Here is a 16,085-nt window from a genome sequence, read left to right as displayed (position 1 = left end):
CCCTCGAATCTAAGCGCGGGTCAGTTTCGCGTAGGCGACGACGTTGTCGAGGTAGTTGCCGGTCGAGGAATCGAAGTCCCCGCCGCAGGTGATCAGGCGCAGTTCCGGTCCGGTCGTGTCGCCGTAGACCTTCTCCGTGGGGAAGGACGCCTTCGGATGCCGCTCGACGGCGTAGACGGTGAACACCGCGGTGACCCCGTCCTTGCGATGCACGACGGCTTCGTCGCCGGTCTTCAGTTCCTTGAGCCGGACGAAGACACCGGGGACCTTCTTGTAGTCGACATGCCCGGCGAGGACGGCGGGCCCGATCTCGCCGGGTGCCGGGCCGCCGGTGAACCAGCCGGTGGTGATCGCGTCGTTCGGCACCTGCAGGGTGCCGTCACCGGCCAGGCCGAGGTCGACGATCTCGCCGGTGCGGACCCCGATCGCCGGGATTTCGAGCGTCGCCGGTTTCGCGGGTCCGAGCGGCGGGGCGGTGACGGCCGGAGCCGCCGCCGAAGACACCGTGGAGGGTGCCGCCGGCGACGCGACCTTGCCCGTCGGCGGGACGGCGCAGGCGGTCAGCGCGGCCGCGAGCACCACCCCGAGGAGCGTGCCGATGACCAGCGGAAACGGCCACCGGCGCCAAGAAGCCCTGGTCATCGCTCGGCACGCCGCCGGAGGACGAGGGACGCGCCCGCGGCCGACACGGTCAGCAGGGCCGTGCCGGTGAGCGCGACCGCGCCGATCTCCAGGAGACCGCCGTTGACTTCGGCGGTTTCCTCACCGCCGCCGGTCGCGACGCCGCCGACAGGCTTGACTTTCACCTGACCGGATTTCGCGGGCTCGCCGAACCGGGATTCGCAGGCGTACCCGTCGTCGTCACCGTCGAGCCGGTGCGGGTCACGCGGGTTCCTCTTGAGCTCGGCCTGCGCCGCGGCCTGGGACGGGAAATCGGCACAGTCCTTGTCCGCGGATTTCGCACTACCCGGCACCGGTTTCGTTTCCGTCGCGAGGGGCGGAACGGTGGGCGTGATCGTTTCCGTCGGCGTCGTTCCCCGCTTCGGTAACGTTTCGCACGCGATTCCGTCCTTGTCCCGATCGAGCCCATGCGGATCCGATCGATCTTTGTCGAGTACGGCCTGCGCTTCTTCCTGGAACTGGAAGCTCCCGCAGTCCAGATCGGCGGCCGCGGGCGCGTCCGACAGTGCGAACGCGACGGAAGCGGGACCGAACAAGGAGAAACCGGCGAGGATCACGGCCGTGCCGAGGGCGCGACGAACCGAGGACATGGGGGTCCTTTCGATGGGAATTCGCGCTCCGAGCGCGTTCGATACCCTTACAATCGCGCGCTGAACCAGGCTGTTACGGATTAATCGGAAAACGCGAATCGTCACTCTAACGAGCGACAGAGACCGTTAATTTCACACGGTTTGGTCGAGCGGAACGTCGAAAGCGACCAAAGTGCCCAGACTCGGCGACGAATTGATCGAAAACCGCCCGCCGGACGTCGTCGCGCGTTCGTCGAGATGACGGAGACCGCGTTTGGCGACCCCCTGCGGGACACCGGATCCGTTGTCCCGCACGCGGAGTTTGACGCCTTCCACATCGCGGCTGAGCGTCACGCGGGTCTCGCTCGCCCCGGAGTGCCTGACCACATTGGACAGTGCTTCGCGAAGCGCGGCACGGATGTGATCCGCCTGCTCGGCGGGGATGTCGGCCAGTTCTCCGGACAGTTCGAGGGTCGGCGGGTAGCCGAGGAGTTCGCCCGCGATGCGCACCTCGCCGCGCGCGGACTCGGCGAGGTCGGTGGCGGTGATCGTCTCGTTCGCGGGTTCCGGGCTGCGCAGGGCGCGCACGGTACCGCGGATCTCTTCGATGGTCTGGTCGAGCTGGTCGATCGCCTCGGACAGCCGCACGCCGTCGGCCTGCGCGAACCGCTTCCGCATGTTCTTGCGGACGCGGTCGAGTTGCATGCCCGCGCCGTAGAGCCGCTGCACGATGACGTCGTGCAGTTCGCGCGCGATCCGTTCGCGCTCTTGGTAAAGGGTCACGCGGTGCCGGGCGTTGGCACCTTCCGCCAACGCGAGGACCACGCCCGCCTGCGCCGCGAAGGCGGTGAGCACCTCGACCGTGCTGGCGGAGAACGGGGCGCCGCCATGGCGGCGGTACACGGTGAGCGCGCCGAGAACGCGGCCGCCCGCGCCGAACGCCGACGCCGCGAAGGGACCGAAGCCCTGCAGTTCCGGCGGCACGAACGGCGCCGTGCGGGGATCGACGGTGAAGTCCTCGCTGACCACCGGTTCACCGCCGCGGGCGACCTGTCCGGCGGCGGAATCCGCGGCGAAAGCCAGTCCCCGCAGGCCCTTCGTGCTGACTCCGTGCACGGCCTCGACGACGACCTGGCCGTCGTCCGCGCGCACCATGACGAGACCGAGGTCGGCCTCGGCCAGTTCGACGGCGCGGGCGACCACGGTCTCCAGCACGTCACCCGGGTCGTCGCCGGACAGGGCGGTGCCGGTGATCTCGGTGGCGGCGGACAAAGCGCGCGCGGCAAGGGTGGGATCCATGAGCGCTATCGACATTAGTCCGCTCCGGCCAGTACGCGCGCTGTGACGCGACCCTCTCGTACCTCGAGGACCAAGTCGGCGCCGTCCGCCTCGGCCGCGTTGTGCGTGACGTGCACGACGGTCTTCCCGGCGAGCGCCTCGCCGAGCCGTTCGCGGACGGTGCGCGCGGTCGGTTCGTCGAGATGCGCGGTGGGCTCGTCGAGGAGAACGAGATCGGCCCGGGCGGCGCCGAGCATGGCGCGCGCGAGCGCCACCCGCTGCGCCTGCCCGCCCGACAGCCCGGCGCCCGCGCTGTCCAGCATCGTGCCGAGCTCGACGTCCTCGAGAACGGCTTGGTACAAGGCTTTCCGCAGGTCGTCCTCGGACGCCGTCGGCTGGGCCAGGCGCAGGTTCTCGGCGACGGTGGTCGAGACGAGCATCGGTTCTTGCGGCGCCCACGCGACGTTCTCGGGAGCGTCGACGTCACCCTTGCTCGGCTTGAGGAAACCGAGCAGGGCCGCGACGAGTGTCGACTTCCCGGCGCCGCTCGGGCCGATGACGGCGACGTGCGTGCCGGGTGCGATGTCGAGGTCGACACCGGTGAGGACCGGGTGCTCGGTACCGGGCCAGCCGAGGTCGGCGTTCCGGATCCGCACGCCGCCGACGCCATGAAAGTCACCTTCCTTGCGAATTTCGCAATGAAGGGGACTTTCATGGCACTCGGCGAGGCGCAGACGGGCCTGGCGCAGGGTGTCCCAGTGCTGCGCGGCCGGCGGAAGAAGGGAGAGAACCTCCGCCAGCGCGAGCGGCACCAGGGCGACCACCGGGGCGAGGACCGGGTTCAGCGCGCCGGCGGCGACGGCGCTCACGGCGAACCCGGTGCTCACGACGGTGGCGGCACCCGTCGCCAGGATGATCAGGGCGTCGGCCGCGCCGGCGCCGAAGGCCTGTCGCCGCGCTTCGGCGGTCAGCGCGTCGTCGGTCGTGGCGATCCGGCGACGTCGCTCTTTGGCGGTCCCGTACGCGATCGACTCGGCGGCGGCTTCGACCAGGCTCAGCACCTGCGCCGACACCGAACGCCGTCCGGCCGCCAGCGCGCTGGTCGCCCGGCGTTCCGCCCGGAGCGCGAGCAGCGGCGCGAACGCGCTCACCAGCACGGCCGCGGCCAGCGCGAGTCCGGCTTCGGGCAGGACGGCGGCCTGCACCGCGACGGCGCCCGCGGCCACCAGCGCGACCACGATCAGCGGCGTGATCACCCGGGGCAGCAGATCGCGCACGGTGTCGGTGTCGCCGACCAGCCGTCGCTGCTCCTCACCTGCCCGAAGCGCCCGAGCGGGTCCGAGCCGCACCAACGACTCCCAAAGCCGGACCCGCAGGCTTCCGGCGATCCGGAACGCGGCGTCGTGCGTGACCAGCCGTTCGAGGTACCGCAGGCCCGCGCGGCCGAGCCCGAACGTCCGCACGCCGACGATCATCACCGTCAGGGTCAGGATCGGCGGCTGCTGCGAGGCCTTGGCGATGAGCCAGCCCGAGAGCGCGGTCAGCGCGACCCCGGCGAGCAGGGCCGCGGCGCCGAGCAGCGCTCCGCCGAAGAACCTCGGCTGCAGCAAAGCGCGCCACGGCACCGGCTTGGCCGCCGTCGGTGCCTCCGTCATGACGACTTCCGCCACCGGACCGGTCGACATGTCGACACCCGGCGTGCGTTCGTGCGCGGCGATGATCGCGGCGGCGCCGTTGTCGACGGCCTTGGCGACGGCGGCCATCACCAGCCCGGCGTTGACCTCGTCGAGGTGGGCGGTGGGCTCGTCGAGCAGGAGCAGCCACGCGCCCGACCGGATCCGCACCAGCGCCCGCGCCGCCGCGACTCGCTGACGTTGTCCTTGCGACAGCTTCGAAACCGGCCGATCGGCCAGACCGGTCAGCCCGAGTTCGCCGAGGATGTCTTCGGCGCCGACCTCGTCGCGGACCGTGCCCCCGCCGAACACCGGCGACTGCGGCACCCAGGCGACGTTCTCACGCCAGTGGTCGAGGTCGGCGTCGGCGAGATCGGTGCCGCCGACGGTGATCGTCCCGTCTTGGGCTTGCACGAAACCGAGCAATACGGCCAACGTCGTCGACTTGCCGCCGCCGCTGGGCGCGCGCAACCAGGTCAGTTCACCGGGCCGGACGGAGAACGTCTCGCCGTCGGGCGCGAATCCGCCACGCCTCGCGACGCGCAGTCCGCCGACGTGGATCTCGCCCTTGGCCGGTGTCCCGGATCCTCGGGGCGGCAAAGGTTCCGCGAGTACGTCCGCGACGCGGCGCACGGCCTCGACGCCGTCTTCGCTGGCGTGGAACGCGGCGCCGACCGCGCGCAGCGGCTGGTAGCACTCCGGCACGAGGATCAGCACGCCGAGCCCGATGGCCAGCGGCAGTTCGCCGGAGACCAGCCGGACGCCGATGACGACCGCGACCAGCGCGACCGAAAGCGTCGCGATCAGTTCCAGCGCGAACGCCGACGCGAACGCGACCTTCAGGGTTTTGAGCGTCGTGCGGCGATGCCGTTCGGAGATCTTCCGGACCGTCTCGGCCTGCGCCTCGGCGCGGCGGAACGCGCTGAGGATCGGCAGCGCGCGGACGAGTTCCAGCAGATGTCCCGACAGCCGCTGCTCGGCGTCGGCGGCTTCGGCGACCCGCTCGGCGGTGTGTTTGCCGATCAGGATGGCGAACAGGGGCACCAGCGGCACGGTGATCACGACGAGTGCGGCCGAAGGCCAGTCCGCGACCAGGATCGCGGCGCCGGCGGCGAGCGGCACGATCGCGGCGGTCACCAGTGCCGGGAGGTACTGGGTGAAGTAGGCGTCGAGCGCGTCGAGTCCCTTGGTGGTCAACGACGTCAGCTCGCCGTGGCCGCGGCGAGCGATCCATTCCGGGCCGAGTTTCAAGGCGTGGTCGAGGGCTTTGGCGCGCAGCTCTTCCTTCGCCCGGGCCGCCGCGCGAACGGAGACTGCCCGCACCGCCCAGCCGGTCAACGCGCGCCCTGCGACGAGCGCGAGCAGCACGGCCAGCTGGGCGGTGCGGTCCCCCGGTATTCCGCGGACGACCGCGGAGAGGACGTCGGCCAGCAGGAACGCCTGTCCCACCAGCACTACCGCGTTGACGAAGGACAGTGCCCCACTGAGGATCAACGCCCGGCGCGCCGCCTTCGAAAGCGGAGCGAGCGCGCCGAGCGGACCCTTTCCCGGTCGCGCTGGGTCCATTGTGGACTCCTTGGCGGAAAGGGTGTCGCGGCCGGGAAGTTCGGTCATGGTGCGTGTACCGGTGGGATGTGGCGGGTGCCGATGCGCTTGCGGAACACCCAGTACGTCCAGCCCTGGTAGATCAGGACGGCGGGGGCGCCGAACAGCGCGACCCACGTCATCACGGTCAGGGTGTACGGGCTCGATGCCTCGCCCGCGATCGTCAGCGTGTTCGCGGCGTCCACAGTGGACGGAAGGACGTTCGGGTACAGCGCGACGAAGATCGCGACGGCGGAAGCCGCGATGACGCCGCCGAGCGCGGCGAACGCCTGCCCTTCCCGGCCCGCGCGGATGCGGAACCAGGCGAGGACCGCGGCGACGACGGCGATGCCGATCAGGAGCAGCGTCCACAGGTCACCCGAACGCAGTTGCACGACGACGAGGAACGCGAGCAACGGCAGCAGGGCGACCGGGAGCAGGCGGGTGGCCAGGTTCCGCGCCCGGTGGCGGAGGTCGCCCTCGGTTTTGAGCGCGAGGAACGCGGCGCCGTGGACCAGCGAGAACCCGACGACCGCGACCGCGCCGAGCAGTGTTTCGAACCGGACGGCGGCGAACGCGCCGCCGACCCGGTTGCCGTCGGCGTCGAGCGGGAGGCCGAGGACGGTGGTCGCGAGGAGCAGGCCGACCCCGAACGGCGGGATCCACGAACCGATCCCGATGACGCGGTCCCAGTTGCGGCGCCAGCGGTCGGAGTCGACCTTGCCGCGGTATTCGAACGCGACGCCGCGGCCGATGAGGGCGAGCAGTACGACCAGGAGCGGGAGGTACGCGGCCGAGAACAGCGACGCGTACCAGCCTGGGAACGCGGCGAACATCGCGCCGCCCGCGACGATCAGCCAGACCTCGTTGCCGTCCCAGACCGGGCCGATCGTGTTGACCATTACGCGGCGCTCGGTGTTGTCCTTCGCGAGGGCGGGCATGAGCATGCCGACGCCGAAGTCGAAGCCTTCGAGGAAGAGGTAGCCGAGCCAGAACAGGGCGATGACGCAGAACCAGATCGTTTCGAGGGTCATCGGGCGCTCACTTTCCTGGGCCTGGGCTGAAGGACGCTTTCGCCGCATGCGACGCGGTGAAGGGAGCCTTCGTGGCGTGCGATGCGGGTAAGGGGCCCTTCAGCCCAGTGCCCGCCGATCGCGTACCTGTTCGCGTGCCCGGTCCGGACGTTGCGGTGCTCCGAGCCGCTGCGCGCCGGGCCGCTCTGCCTCGGGTTGCCCTGCCCGTGGTCGCCCTGCCCGTAGTCGTCCTGCCCTGCCGACTCCGCGCGGCGTGTCGCGAAAGCCACTTTCGGGACATCCAGCGTCGCGAAAGTGGCTTTCGCGACACGTCCTAGCACTCCGAGGCGACCGTTCCGGCGCTTCCACCCCTGATCGCCCTGAGTTATCCACAACCACTCAAGTTGTCCACAGATCGGCTGTGGGTAACCCGCCTGAGCGATACCCCCGATACGCTGGGTGCGGGGCCGTCCCCCGGGAAGGGCGGGGGGCTGGGTAGGTGACGTAAAGAGGCGATCAGTAGGCGAAGGCGAGGGCGTCGTCATCGCTGTCACCGCCTTCGGGATCGTCGTTCTTGCTGGTCGAGGCCGGTTTCTTGGGGGGCATGACGGCGTCGACACCGCCGCGGACGTACTTGCGCATCAGGAAGACTTCGACGACGCCCAGGACCGCGTAAACGGTCGTCAGAGCAATGAGTGACGTCCATACCTCGCCTGTGGACAACTTCGAGACCGCTTGCGCGGTGAACATCCACACTCCGTCGACACCGGTCGGATTCGGCACCACCACGAACGGCTGACGACCCATCTCGGTGAAGATCCAGCCGGCGCTGTTACCGATGAACGGCGTCGCGATCCCGCCGAGCACGAGCCACGGGAACCATCGCTGTCCGGGGATGCGCCCGCGCCGGGTCAGCCACAGCGCGAGTAGCCCGATCCCGGCCGACATCGCGCCGAAGCCGATCATCGCGCGGAAGCCCCAGTAGGTCACCGGCAGGTTGGGCACGTAGTCGATCGGCTTGCCCGCGAGCGAACCGAGCTGCGGGTCGTCCGGGTAGTTCGTGCCGTACTTCGCCTGGTACTCGGTCACCAGGTTCTCCACGCCCTTGACCTCGGTCGTGAAGTCGTTGTGCGCCAAGAAGGAGAGCAGCGCAGGCACGTTGAACGTCTTGACGTCCTCACAGTTCGAGCCGCTCACGTCACCGATCGCGATGATCGAGAAGCTCGCAGGTTTCTCCGTGTGGCACAACGCTTCCGCCGACGCCATCTTCATCGGCTGCTGCTCGAACATCAGCTTGCCCTGCATGTCACCGGTGATCGCCAGCACCGCGAACGCCACCACCCCGGTCCAGCCGCCGAGGCGCAACGACGAACGCCACACCGCGCGGTGCTCGTCGTCCTCCGAACGCTTGCGCCACAACTGCCAGCCCGCGACACCGACCAGGAACGCCGCGGCCACCGAGAAAGCACCCGCGAGCGTGTGCGGGATCGCGGCCAGCGCGGTGTTGTTCGTCAGCACCGCCCAGATCGAGTTCATCGTCGGCTTCCCGTCGACGAATTCGACCCCGACCGGATGCTGCATCCACGAGTTCGCCGCCAGGATGAAGTACGCGGAAGCCACGGTGGCCAGGGAGTACGCCCAGGCGCACGCCAGGTGGACCTTCTTCGGCAGCTTGTCCCAGCCGAAGATCCACAGCCCGAGGAAGGTCGACTCGACGAAGAACGCGACGAGCCCTTCCATCGCCAGCGGCGCACCGAACACGTCGCCGACGAACCGCGAGTACGCGCTCCAGTTCATCCCGAACTGGAACTCCTGCACGATCCCGGTGACCACGCCCATCGCGAAGTTGACCAGCAGGAGTTTCCCCCAGAACTTGGTCATCTTCAGATAGCGCGGATCACCGGTCCGGACCCAGGCCGTCTGCATCCCGGCGACCAGGACCGAAAGCCCGATGGTCAGCGGGACCATCAGGAAGTGATAGACGGTGGTTATGCCGAACTGCCACCTAGCGAGATCGAGAACCTCCACGCCTCAAGCCTGCTCACCCCGAGGGTGACCCGCCAGTTCAAGTGGTCCTGTCCTCAGCGGGACGTAGGTCCCGCGCCCGGCTCAGCCGAGGCCGTCGAGCGTGAGCCGCGCCTCGTCGGCGATCTGCCGCCGCACACCCGAATCCCCCAGTGTCAGCACGTGGTCCAGCGCCAACGCGTACGCCGCGTCGAAAGCGTCCTCGACAGCGACGGCGATATCGGGCTGGACGCCGACGCCTTCCCAGTTGGTCCCCGTGACCGGGTTCACGGCTCGTCCACCCGGGACGGTGACATCCAAATGGGTGTCCACTTTGTACTGCTGACGCGGATTCGCGCCGCCGCCGGTCACCGCGCCGACCGTCTTCGCCCGCCCCAACTGCTGAAGCGAGTAGCTCAGGTCCTCCGCACCGGAGAAGGTCTTCGGACCGGTCAGGATCCACACCGGCTTGTCCGCGCCGAACTTGCGTCCCGGCACGTACGGCAGCGTCCAGAACTGGTTGGTCACGTCGCCGTCGCGCAGATAAATGCTGTTGAAGTGCACGGGCTCGTCGACCAGGTAGCTGATCAGCAACGCGACCGCCGCCGGACTGCCGCCCCGGTTCTCCCGGACGTCGATCAGCAACGCGTCCGCGGTCGCGAGCAGCGTCATCGCCGCCGCCAAGGCCTCGCCGGCGATGTCCGGCCCGTAGAGCAGCTTCGTCTCCAGGTAGCCGACGTTCCCGGACAGCCGTCGCGCCGACGCGATGCCGAAGCCGTTCAGTTCGGCCTCGTGCCGGTACACCTCGGGATCGAAGGACTGGCCGTCCACCTCGGGCAGCGGGTCGACGTGATGCCGCAGCCGCAGATGTTTGTCCCCGTTGACCGATTGCAGGTCCCGAGTGACCGCGGCGGCGAACGCCTTGTCGTCGAGCCCGGCGTACGCGCCCTCGCCCAGCCTCGCCTGCAAGAACACCACGAGCTTCTCGGCGACATCGGGGAACACGTAGTGGCTCCGCAACCGTCCGCACACGTCATCGATCCGCGCTCTCTCGTCCATGCTCGCGGACGCTACCAGCGGCGACTGAAAAAAGAATTCGGTTTGCCGAAATCTCCTTTCCGCCAGGCCAAGAAACACAATTCGCCCGCACATGCCGCCCGATTCGGAAAAGCCATCAGCTTGCCCTTTTCCGAGCCTCCCCTTTATCGTTGCAGTGAAAGGGGTGGAAAACATCATGTCTGGCTCGATGCTGGCGCTCATCAGCGCGTTTGGCCTGGTACTGGCCGTGGAGCTACCGGACAAGACACTCGTCGCCACCCTCGTTCTCACCACTCGTTTCCGCGCGTGGCCGGTATTCGCCGGCGTCACCGCGGCCTTCGCCGTGCAATGTGCGATCGCCGCCACTTTCGGCAGTGTGCTCACTTTGCTGCCGGAGGCGCTGGTGACCGCGATCGTCGCCGCGATGTTCGGTATCGGCGCGTTCATGCTTCTTCGTGAAGGGTTCAGCCCCGGCAAGGACGGCGGCGAGGACGCGTCGCGTTCCGGGCCGAGCCCTGCGACCTTCTTCCGCTCCGCGCTGACGTCGTTCGGCGTGCTGTTCGCCGCCGAGTGGGGTGACGCCTCCCAGCTCGCGACGGCCAGCCTCGCGGCCCGCTTCGGCAACCCGTTCGCGGTCGCGCTCGGCTCCTTCGTGGCGCTGGTCGCCGTCGCCGGACTCGCCGTCTTCATCGGCGCGAAGGTCCGGAGCCGCATCCGCCCCAAGCTCATCCAGCGCGTGGCGGGCTTCGTCTTCGCCGGGTTCTCGCTGTTCGCGCTGACCCAGCTCGTCTTCTGAGGCGCACGGGTTCTTCACAGGTTCTCCGGGTAACCTTTCGGAAACGAAAAGGTGAACACCCGCCCCGACGTGCCTGGAGAAACCGGTCGTGACCTTGCCAAAGATCATCGCGGCCCGTGCCGTCTCCCCCGTGCACGGCAGGCTCGCGATCTTCGGCATGGCCGTCGCCGTCGCCATCTCGATCGATCTGCACCTGCGGCTGTCCAGCCAGGTCAGCCCGATCTGGCAGACGCTGTCCGAGTACGTCTACGGCTACCTCTCACCCGGCTCGACGGCGGCGCCACTGTTCGGCGCGATGTGCCTAGCGCTGGGGCTCGGTTCGCTCGCTCTGCTCGGCGGTATCGCGAAGGCGCACCGCAGCGGTTACGAGTCCGTTCTCGTCCTGCTCGGGGTGTGGTGCGCCGGGCTGTTCGTCCTCGCGCTCGTGCCCGTCGACCCCGAGGGCCAGGCCCGTTCTCTGGCCGGGCAGATCCACAACTACGCCGCGCTGACGGCCTTCCTCGCGCTTCCCGCCGCCGCCTGGGTGCTGACCCGCCCCGGCCGGGCGCGCTGCCCGTGGGAGCCGCGCCGCACGACGATCCGGCGGCTCTCGGTGGCGAGCTTCGCCGCCGTGGTGATCGTGCTCGGCGGGTTCGTCTGGACGATGCTCACCGGGCCGTCGCATCAGGAGGTCACGCTCGGCCTGTTCGAGCGGCTGCTGTTCGCTGTCGACCTCACCCTGCTGGCGACCATAGTGCGCCCGCTGCTCAGCGACCGCTGACCCGCTACTCGGGCTGTTTCAGCACCTCGGCCAGCCGGACGGCGGCCCCCAGGACCGCGGGACCCACCACGGAGGCGTCCAGCGGCTCCAACGACACGACACCGAGGCTGGCCTTCAAGCCCGGCACCCCGCGCACGGGCGCGGCGACCCCGGACGCGCCCGCCTCCAGTTCACCGGACGACGTCACCCAGCCTTCGCCGCCGGGACGCAGCGTCATCGCCTTGCCCGCGGCTCCGGCGGACAGCGGATGGCGGGTGCCGACGCGGTAGGCGACGTGGAAGCTCGTCCACGTCGGTTCGACGACCGCGACGGCCTGCGCCTGGTCCCCCTGCGCGACCGACAGATGCGCCGTCGCGCCGACCTTCTCCGCCAGCTCGCGCAGGACCGGCCTTGCCGCCTCTCGCAGCTGCGGGAGGACCTGCCCGGCGAGCCGGAGCAGGCCGACACCCAGCCGCACCTTGTTGCCGTCGCGCCACACCAGGCCGCGTTCGGACAGCGGGACGAGCAGCCGGTAGACGGCGGCCCGGCTCGCGCCGATGGCGACGGCGAGTTCGGAGATCGTCGCCGCCTCGCCACCCGCGTCCGCCACCGCTTGCAGCAGCGCGAGCCCTCTGTCCAGGGTCAGCGACCCTTCACGGGTCACAAGAGTCCAAGTTCTCCGAGGTCGGCGACCGGCTCGTCGAACGAGGCCGCCGCGTACGAGGCGAAAAGCCCTCGCACGGCCTTCGCGGCCGGCTCCGACATCCCCTTGGCCTCGTCGGCCAGTGCGGCGCTGTCGGTCGACTCCAGCGCGGCACGCACGTCGCCGCCCGAGAGGGAGCGTGCGGACGCGACGATGAGGTTCAGGAACCCGTGATGGGTGAAGCCGCTGGTCTCGTCGGTATGCCGGACGGCACGGTGCAGGCTGTTCGTGGCCTTGAACGAGGCCCCGCTCGAGCCGCTGACCACCGCGAGGAAGTCGGCGACCTCGTCGACGCTGGGGAAGTTCTCGCCCGCCTTGCCGCCGCAGCGGATCTTCGGCCAGCTGCCGTGTTCGATCACCTTCCGCACGCCGTCCAGCCAGCCGACACCGCGCCGCGGCTCGACCACCCGGATGACGTCTTCGGGCACGAACTCGGAGACGCGCTCCAGCCAGACCTCGTCGACGTCCGACGGCGCCGGCATCTCCACCATCCGCAGCGCGAGGATCTCGCTGCGCGATTCGACGATCGAGATCGCCTTCGGGACGCCGCCCAGGCCGGTGTCGATGATCAGCGACAGCGGCAGCGGCTCCTTGGGTTTGATCTTGATGAGTTCGGTGATGAGCTCGGGCAGCCTCGACGCCTGGCACAGGAACACGCCGAGGACGCCGGAGTGTTCACCGGTCCTCGACGCGAAGTGCGCACGCAGCGCTTCGGGCATGGACGCCTCGCCGGGCGGGAACAACGCCGAGTCGTCGACGAGCCGCGCGAACAGGGGAGGGATTCCTCGGGGGCCGGGTGGCGTGAGTTCCACAGCGCTTGACACGACTGACACGCTAGTAGCGTACGACATCAGGACAAAATCGTTCGCACAACGGACACGTTCCGGGGAGATTCCGATGCCTTACTACCGGCAGGTAGGCGAGATCCCGCACAAGCGCCACACGGCGTTCCGCAAGCCCGACGGGGGCCTGTACGCCGAGGAACTGATGGGTGTCGAGGGCTTCTCGGCGGACTCCGCGCTGCTCTATCACCGCGGGCTGCCCACCGCGATCGTCGACGCCGTCGCGATCGAGGACGAACGCGGCCCGATCACCCCGAACCACCCGCTCAAGCCCCGCGCCTTCAAGACCCAGGACCTCAAGTTCGGCGACGCCGACGCGGTCACCGACCGGCGGCGGCTGTTCGGCAACGCCGACGTCACCATCGGTTTCGTCCACGCGACGCAGCCCTCGCCGCTGTACCGCAACGCGGCGGGCGACGAGCTCTTCTACGTCCATGGCGGCAGCGCCACCGTCGAGACGATCTACGGCTCGCTGGAGATCGGTGACGGCGACTACCTCGTCATCCCGACGTCGTGCACCTATCGCGTGCTCCCCCACGACGAGATCAAGCTGCTGACCATCGAGGCGCGCGGCCACATCGGCCCGCCGAAGCGCTATCTGTCGGCGAAGGGCCAGTTCCTCGAGCACTCGCCGTACTGCGAACGCGACATCCGCGGCCCCTCCGAGCCGCTGGTCGTCGACGGCACCGACGTCGAGGTCCTCGTGCGGCACCGCGCCGGGCTGACGCGCTACACCTACGCGACCCACCCGTTCGACGTCGTCGGCTGGGACGGCTGCCTGTACCCGTGGGTGTTCAACATCGACGACTTCGAGCCGATCACCGGCCGCGTGCACCAGCCGCCGCCCGTGCACCAGACGTTCGAGGGCCCGAATTTCGTGGTCTGCTCGTTCTGCCCGCGCAAGGTCGACTACCACCCCGAATCGGTCCCGGTGCCGTACAACCACGCGAACGTCGACTCCGACGAGCTGATGTTCTACGTCCGCGGGAACTACGAGGCGCGCAAGGGCTCAGGGATCGAGGTCGGCTCGCTCTCGCTGCACCCGTCCGGCTTCACGCACGGGCCGCAGCCCGGGGCGGCGGAGGCGTCGATCGGCGCCCAGTTCTTCGACGAGACCGCGGTCATGGTGGACACCTTCGCGCCGCTGGACCTCGGCGAGGCCGCCGACGCTTCGGAGGACCACCGTTACGCGTGGACCTGGTCCGGCCGGGGCCCTGGCGCCTGATTTCACCGGTCGCGGCCATGGCGGGATAAGTACCGCCATGGCCGCAACGGTTCGGCAACGCGGCCCCGGGCGGGGTGAAACCTCCGGATAATCGGTGTTCCCACCGCTGGAGGTTCTCCATGGTCGTGAATCCCGGTCAGTCCCGAGGCGGCCGCAAGGTCCTGGCGTTCGCGGCCGCGGCGGTGGTCGCGATCGGTTTGATCATCGGACTGCGCGCGCTCACGAGCGACTCCGGCGAAGAGGCCGTGGCAGCGAAGTGCACGACGGGCGACGCGGTCAAGTTGCAGGTGTCGTCCTCGCCGGAAAAGGCGGGCGTGGTCACCGAGATCGCCAAGGGCTACAGCGGCCGTACGGTCGCCGGGCGCTGTGTCGACGTGATGGTGCAGTCGAAGTCCTCCGGTACCGCGATGCAGGCGCTCGCGCGCGGCTGGAACGAGGCGGTGGACGGGCCGAGGCCGGACGTCTGGACGCCCGCCGCGTCCGGCTGGGTGAACCTGCTGCGCCAGAACCTCACCGGCACCGATCACCCCGCGCTGGTGCCCGAGGGCGACCCGGAATCGGTCGCGAACGCGCCGCTGGTCCTCGCCATGCCGAAACCGATGGCCGAGGCGCTCGGCTGGCCCGGCAAGGGCATCGGCTGGAAGGACCTCGCCGCGCTCGCCACGGATCCGCAGGGCTGGGCGAAGTACGGCCATCCGGAATGGGGGAAGTTCCGGCTCGGCAAGACGAATCCGAACATCTCGACGTCCGGTCTCAACGCCACGATCGGCGCCTACTACGCCGCGACAGGCACGTCTTCGGACCTCACCGCGAACGCGCTCGCGAAGCCGGAGGCACGGACGTTCGTGCAGAACGTCGAGCAGGCCATCGTCCACTACGGCGACAACACCCTGACGTTCCTGACGAACCTGCAGAAGGCCGATGACCGCGGCGCCGCGCTGTCGTACATCTCGGCGGTGACGGTCGAGGAGAACTCGCTCGTCGGCTACAACCAGGGCAACCCCACCAACGATCCGGAGAAGCGCGGGCAGCACGCGCCGCCGAAGGTGCCGCTCGTCGGCATCTACCCGAGTGACGGCACGCTCAACTCCGATCATCCGTTCACCGTGCTGAACTGGACCGACGACATCCACAAGCAGGTCGCGGCGGACTTCCTCGCGCACCTGCGGGGCGCCGAGGCGCAGCAGAAGTTCAGCGACATCGGCTTCCGGACGTTCGACGGGAAGCCCGGTTCGCAGACCACGTCGGAGAACGGCGCCCAGCCCGACGCGAAGCTCAACCTGATCCGCCCGCCGAGCCCGCCGGTGCTGACCGAGGTGCTCAAGTCGTGGAAGGACCTGCGGAAGAAGGCGAACGTGCTGCTGGTCGTCGACGTCTCCGGGTCGATGGGCGACGGGGTCGGCGGGACCGGGAAGAACAAGATGGATCTCGCGAAACAGGCGGCCGTGGCGTCGTTGCCGCAGTTCAGCGACGCGGACAAGGTCGGGCTGTGGATGTTCTCGACGAAACTCGACGGTGACAAGGACTTCAAGGAACTCCGGCCGGTGTCGCCGATCGGTGGTGAGCCGGGCAGGCAGGAACTGGCGTCGCGGCTGAACGGGCTGACCCCGCAGAACGGAACCGGCCTCTACGACTCGTCGCTCGCGGCCTACGAGTTCATGAAGCAGCGGCTGGATCCGGACGCGATCAACGCCGTCGTCGTGCTCACCGACGGCCGGAACGAGGATCCGGGCGGGATCGACCTGCCCAACCTCGTCGGGCAGCTGCGGACCGAGGGCGGCGGTGAGGCGGTGCGGATGTTCACCATCGCCTACGGCTCCGACGCGGACCTGAACGTGCTCAAGGAGATCGCCGAGACCACTCAGGGCGTGGGGTACGACTCGTCCAAACCGGACTCGATCGACCAGGTCTTCACCGCCGTGATCTCGAATTTCTGAGAT

13 protein-coding genes are annotated in these 16,085 nt (G+C 69.2%); 4 read left to right on the top strand and 9 right to left on the bottom strand.

Annotation, left to right across the window (positions count from 1 at the left end):
• Positions 1-9 precede the first annotated feature (9 nt).
• From ACLJRM_RS24080 to ACLJRM_RS24050, 7 genes are all read right to left on the bottom strand, one after another.
• Positions 10-642, bottom strand: a complete 633-nt coding sequence (locus tag ACLJRM_RS24080) for a class F sortase (RefSeq protein WP_101611727.1) — start codon at positions 640-642, stop codon at positions 10-12.
• On the bottom strand, positions 639-1,271 hold the full coding sequence (locus ACLJRM_RS24075) for an excalibur calcium-binding domain-containing protein (protein ID WP_101611726.1): 633 nt from the start codon (positions 1,269-1,271) through the stop codon (positions 639-641). The genes ACLJRM_RS24080 and ACLJRM_RS24075 overlap by 4 nt, the downstream gene beginning before the upstream one ends.
• A gap of 132 nt (positions 1,272-1,403) precedes the next feature.
• Complete coding sequence (locus ACLJRM_RS24070; RefSeq protein ID WP_101611725.1) at positions 1,404-2,549, bottom strand: GAF domain-containing sensor histidine kinase; 1,146 nt, start codon at positions 2,547-2,549, stop codon at positions 1,404-1,406.
• Positions 2,550-2,563: 14 nt separating this feature from the next.
• A complete protein-coding gene (gene cydC, locus ACLJRM_RS24065; RefSeq protein WP_410664354.1) occupies positions 2,564-5,815 on the bottom strand; it encodes a thiol reductant ABC exporter subunit CydC in 3,252 nt (1,083 codons plus the stop codon).
• Entirely contained in the window at positions 5,812-6,819 is a 1,008-nt protein-coding gene (gene cydB / locus ACLJRM_RS24060; protein ID WP_101611723.1) for a cytochrome d ubiquinol oxidase subunit II, read from the bottom strand. Before cydB ends, cydC begins: the two co-directional genes overlap by 4 nt.
• A gap of 495 nt (positions 6,820-7,314) precedes the next feature.
• A complete protein-coding gene (locus tag ACLJRM_RS24055) occupies positions 7,315-8,826 on the bottom strand; it encodes a cytochrome ubiquinol oxidase subunit I (RefSeq protein ID WP_101611722.1) in 1,512 nt (503 codons plus the stop codon).
• An 81-nt stretch (positions 8,827-8,907) separates the two neighbouring features.
• Complete coding sequence (locus ACLJRM_RS24050) at positions 8,908-9,861, bottom strand: S41 family peptidase (protein ID WP_101611721.1); 954 nt, start codon at positions 9,859-9,861, stop codon at positions 8,908-8,910.
• A 187-nt stretch (positions 9,862-10,048) separates the two neighbouring features.
• Between ACLJRM_RS24050 and ACLJRM_RS24045 the strand changes: the two genes are divergently transcribed.
• Both ACLJRM_RS24045 and ACLJRM_RS24040 read left to right on the top strand, forming a co-directional pair.
• Positions 10,049-10,636, top strand: a complete 588-nt coding sequence (locus tag ACLJRM_RS24045; protein WP_101611720.1) for a TMEM165/GDT1 family protein — start codon at positions 10,049-10,051, stop codon at positions 10,634-10,636.
• A gap of 88 nt (positions 10,637-10,724) precedes the next feature.
• The gene (locus tag ACLJRM_RS24040) at positions 10,725-11,396 is read left to right on the top strand and encodes a DUF998 domain-containing protein (protein ID WP_410664353.1); all 672 of its coding nucleotides are present in this window, start codon (positions 10,725-10,727) and stop codon (positions 11,394-11,396) included.
• A 4-nt stretch (positions 11,397-11,400) separates the two neighbouring features.
• Here the strand turns inward: ACLJRM_RS24040 and ACLJRM_RS24035 are convergent, their stop codons facing one another.
• Together ACLJRM_RS24035 and ACLJRM_RS24030 are read right to left on the bottom strand one after the other, a co-directional pair.
• Positions 11,401-12,039 carry an IclR family transcriptional regulator gene (locus tag ACLJRM_RS24035; RefSeq protein ID WP_101611718.1) on the bottom strand — a complete coding sequence of 213 codons (639 nt, stop codon included), beginning with the start codon at positions 12,037-12,039 and terminating at the stop codon, positions 11,401-11,403.
• Positions 12,036-12,890, bottom strand: coding sequence for a hypothetical protein (locus ACLJRM_RS24030; protein WP_265737282.1), 855 nt, complete (start codon positions 12,888-12,890; stop codon positions 12,036-12,038). Before ACLJRM_RS24030 ends, ACLJRM_RS24035 begins: the two co-directional genes overlap by 4 nt.
• Before the next feature lie 85 nt (positions 12,891-12,975).
• Between ACLJRM_RS24030 and ACLJRM_RS24025 the strand changes: the two genes are divergently transcribed.
• A complete protein-coding gene (locus tag ACLJRM_RS24025) occupies positions 12,976-14,145 on the top strand; it encodes a homogentisate 1,2-dioxygenase (RefSeq protein WP_101611717.1) in 1,170 nt (389 codons plus the stop codon).
• 119 nt (positions 14,146-14,264) lie between these two features.
• A complete protein-coding gene (locus ACLJRM_RS24020; RefSeq protein WP_101611716.1) occupies positions 14,265-16,082 on the top strand; it encodes a substrate-binding and VWA domain-containing protein in 1,818 nt (605 codons plus the stop codon).
• The last annotated feature ends 3 nt before the right edge of the window (positions 16,083-16,085 follow it).

It is taken from the genome of Amycolatopsis sp. lyj-84 (assembly GCF_046549075.1).
GTDB lineage: Bacteria > Actinomycetota > Actinomycetes > Mycobacteriales > Pseudonocardiaceae > Amycolatopsis.
Note: the sequence above shows the minus strand (reverse complement) of the source record. Positions and strands in the feature narration are given on the sequence as shown.

Coding starts and splice junctions, on each gene's coding strand:
- ACLJRM_RS24045 (WP_101611720.1), top strand. CDS start 10,049: ATGCTGGCGCTCATCAGCGCGTTTGGCCTGGTACTGGCCGTGGAGCTA.
- ACLJRM_RS24020 (WP_101611716.1), top strand. CDS start 14,265: ATGGTCGTGAATCCCGGTCAGTCCCGAGGCGGCCGCAAGGTCCTGGCG.
- ACLJRM_RS24070 (WP_101611725.1), bottom strand. CDS start 2,549: ATGGATCCCACCCTTGCCGCGCGCGCTTTGTCCGCCGCCACCGAGATC.
- ACLJRM_RS24080 (WP_101611727.1), bottom strand. CDS start 642: ATGACCAGGGCTTCTTGGCGCCGGTGGCCGTTTCCGCTGGTCATCGGC.
- ACLJRM_RS24025 (WP_101611717.1), top strand. CDS start 12,976: ATGCCTTACTACCGGCAGGTAGGCGAGATCCCGCACAAGCGCCACACG.
- cydB (WP_101611723.1), bottom strand. CDS start 6,819: ATGACCCTCGAAACGATCTGGTTCTGCGTCATCGCCCTGTTCTGGCTC.
- cydC (WP_410664354.1), bottom strand. CDS start 5,815: ATGACCGAACTTCCCGGCCGCGACACCCTTTCCGCCAAGGAGTCCACA.
- ACLJRM_RS24075 (WP_101611726.1), bottom strand. CDS start 1,271: ATGTCCTCGGTTCGTCGCGCCCTCGGCACGGCCGTGATCCTCGCCGGT.
- ACLJRM_RS24050 (WP_101611721.1), bottom strand. CDS start 9,861: ATGGACGAGAGAGCGCGGATCGATGACGTGTGCGGACGGTTGCGGAGC.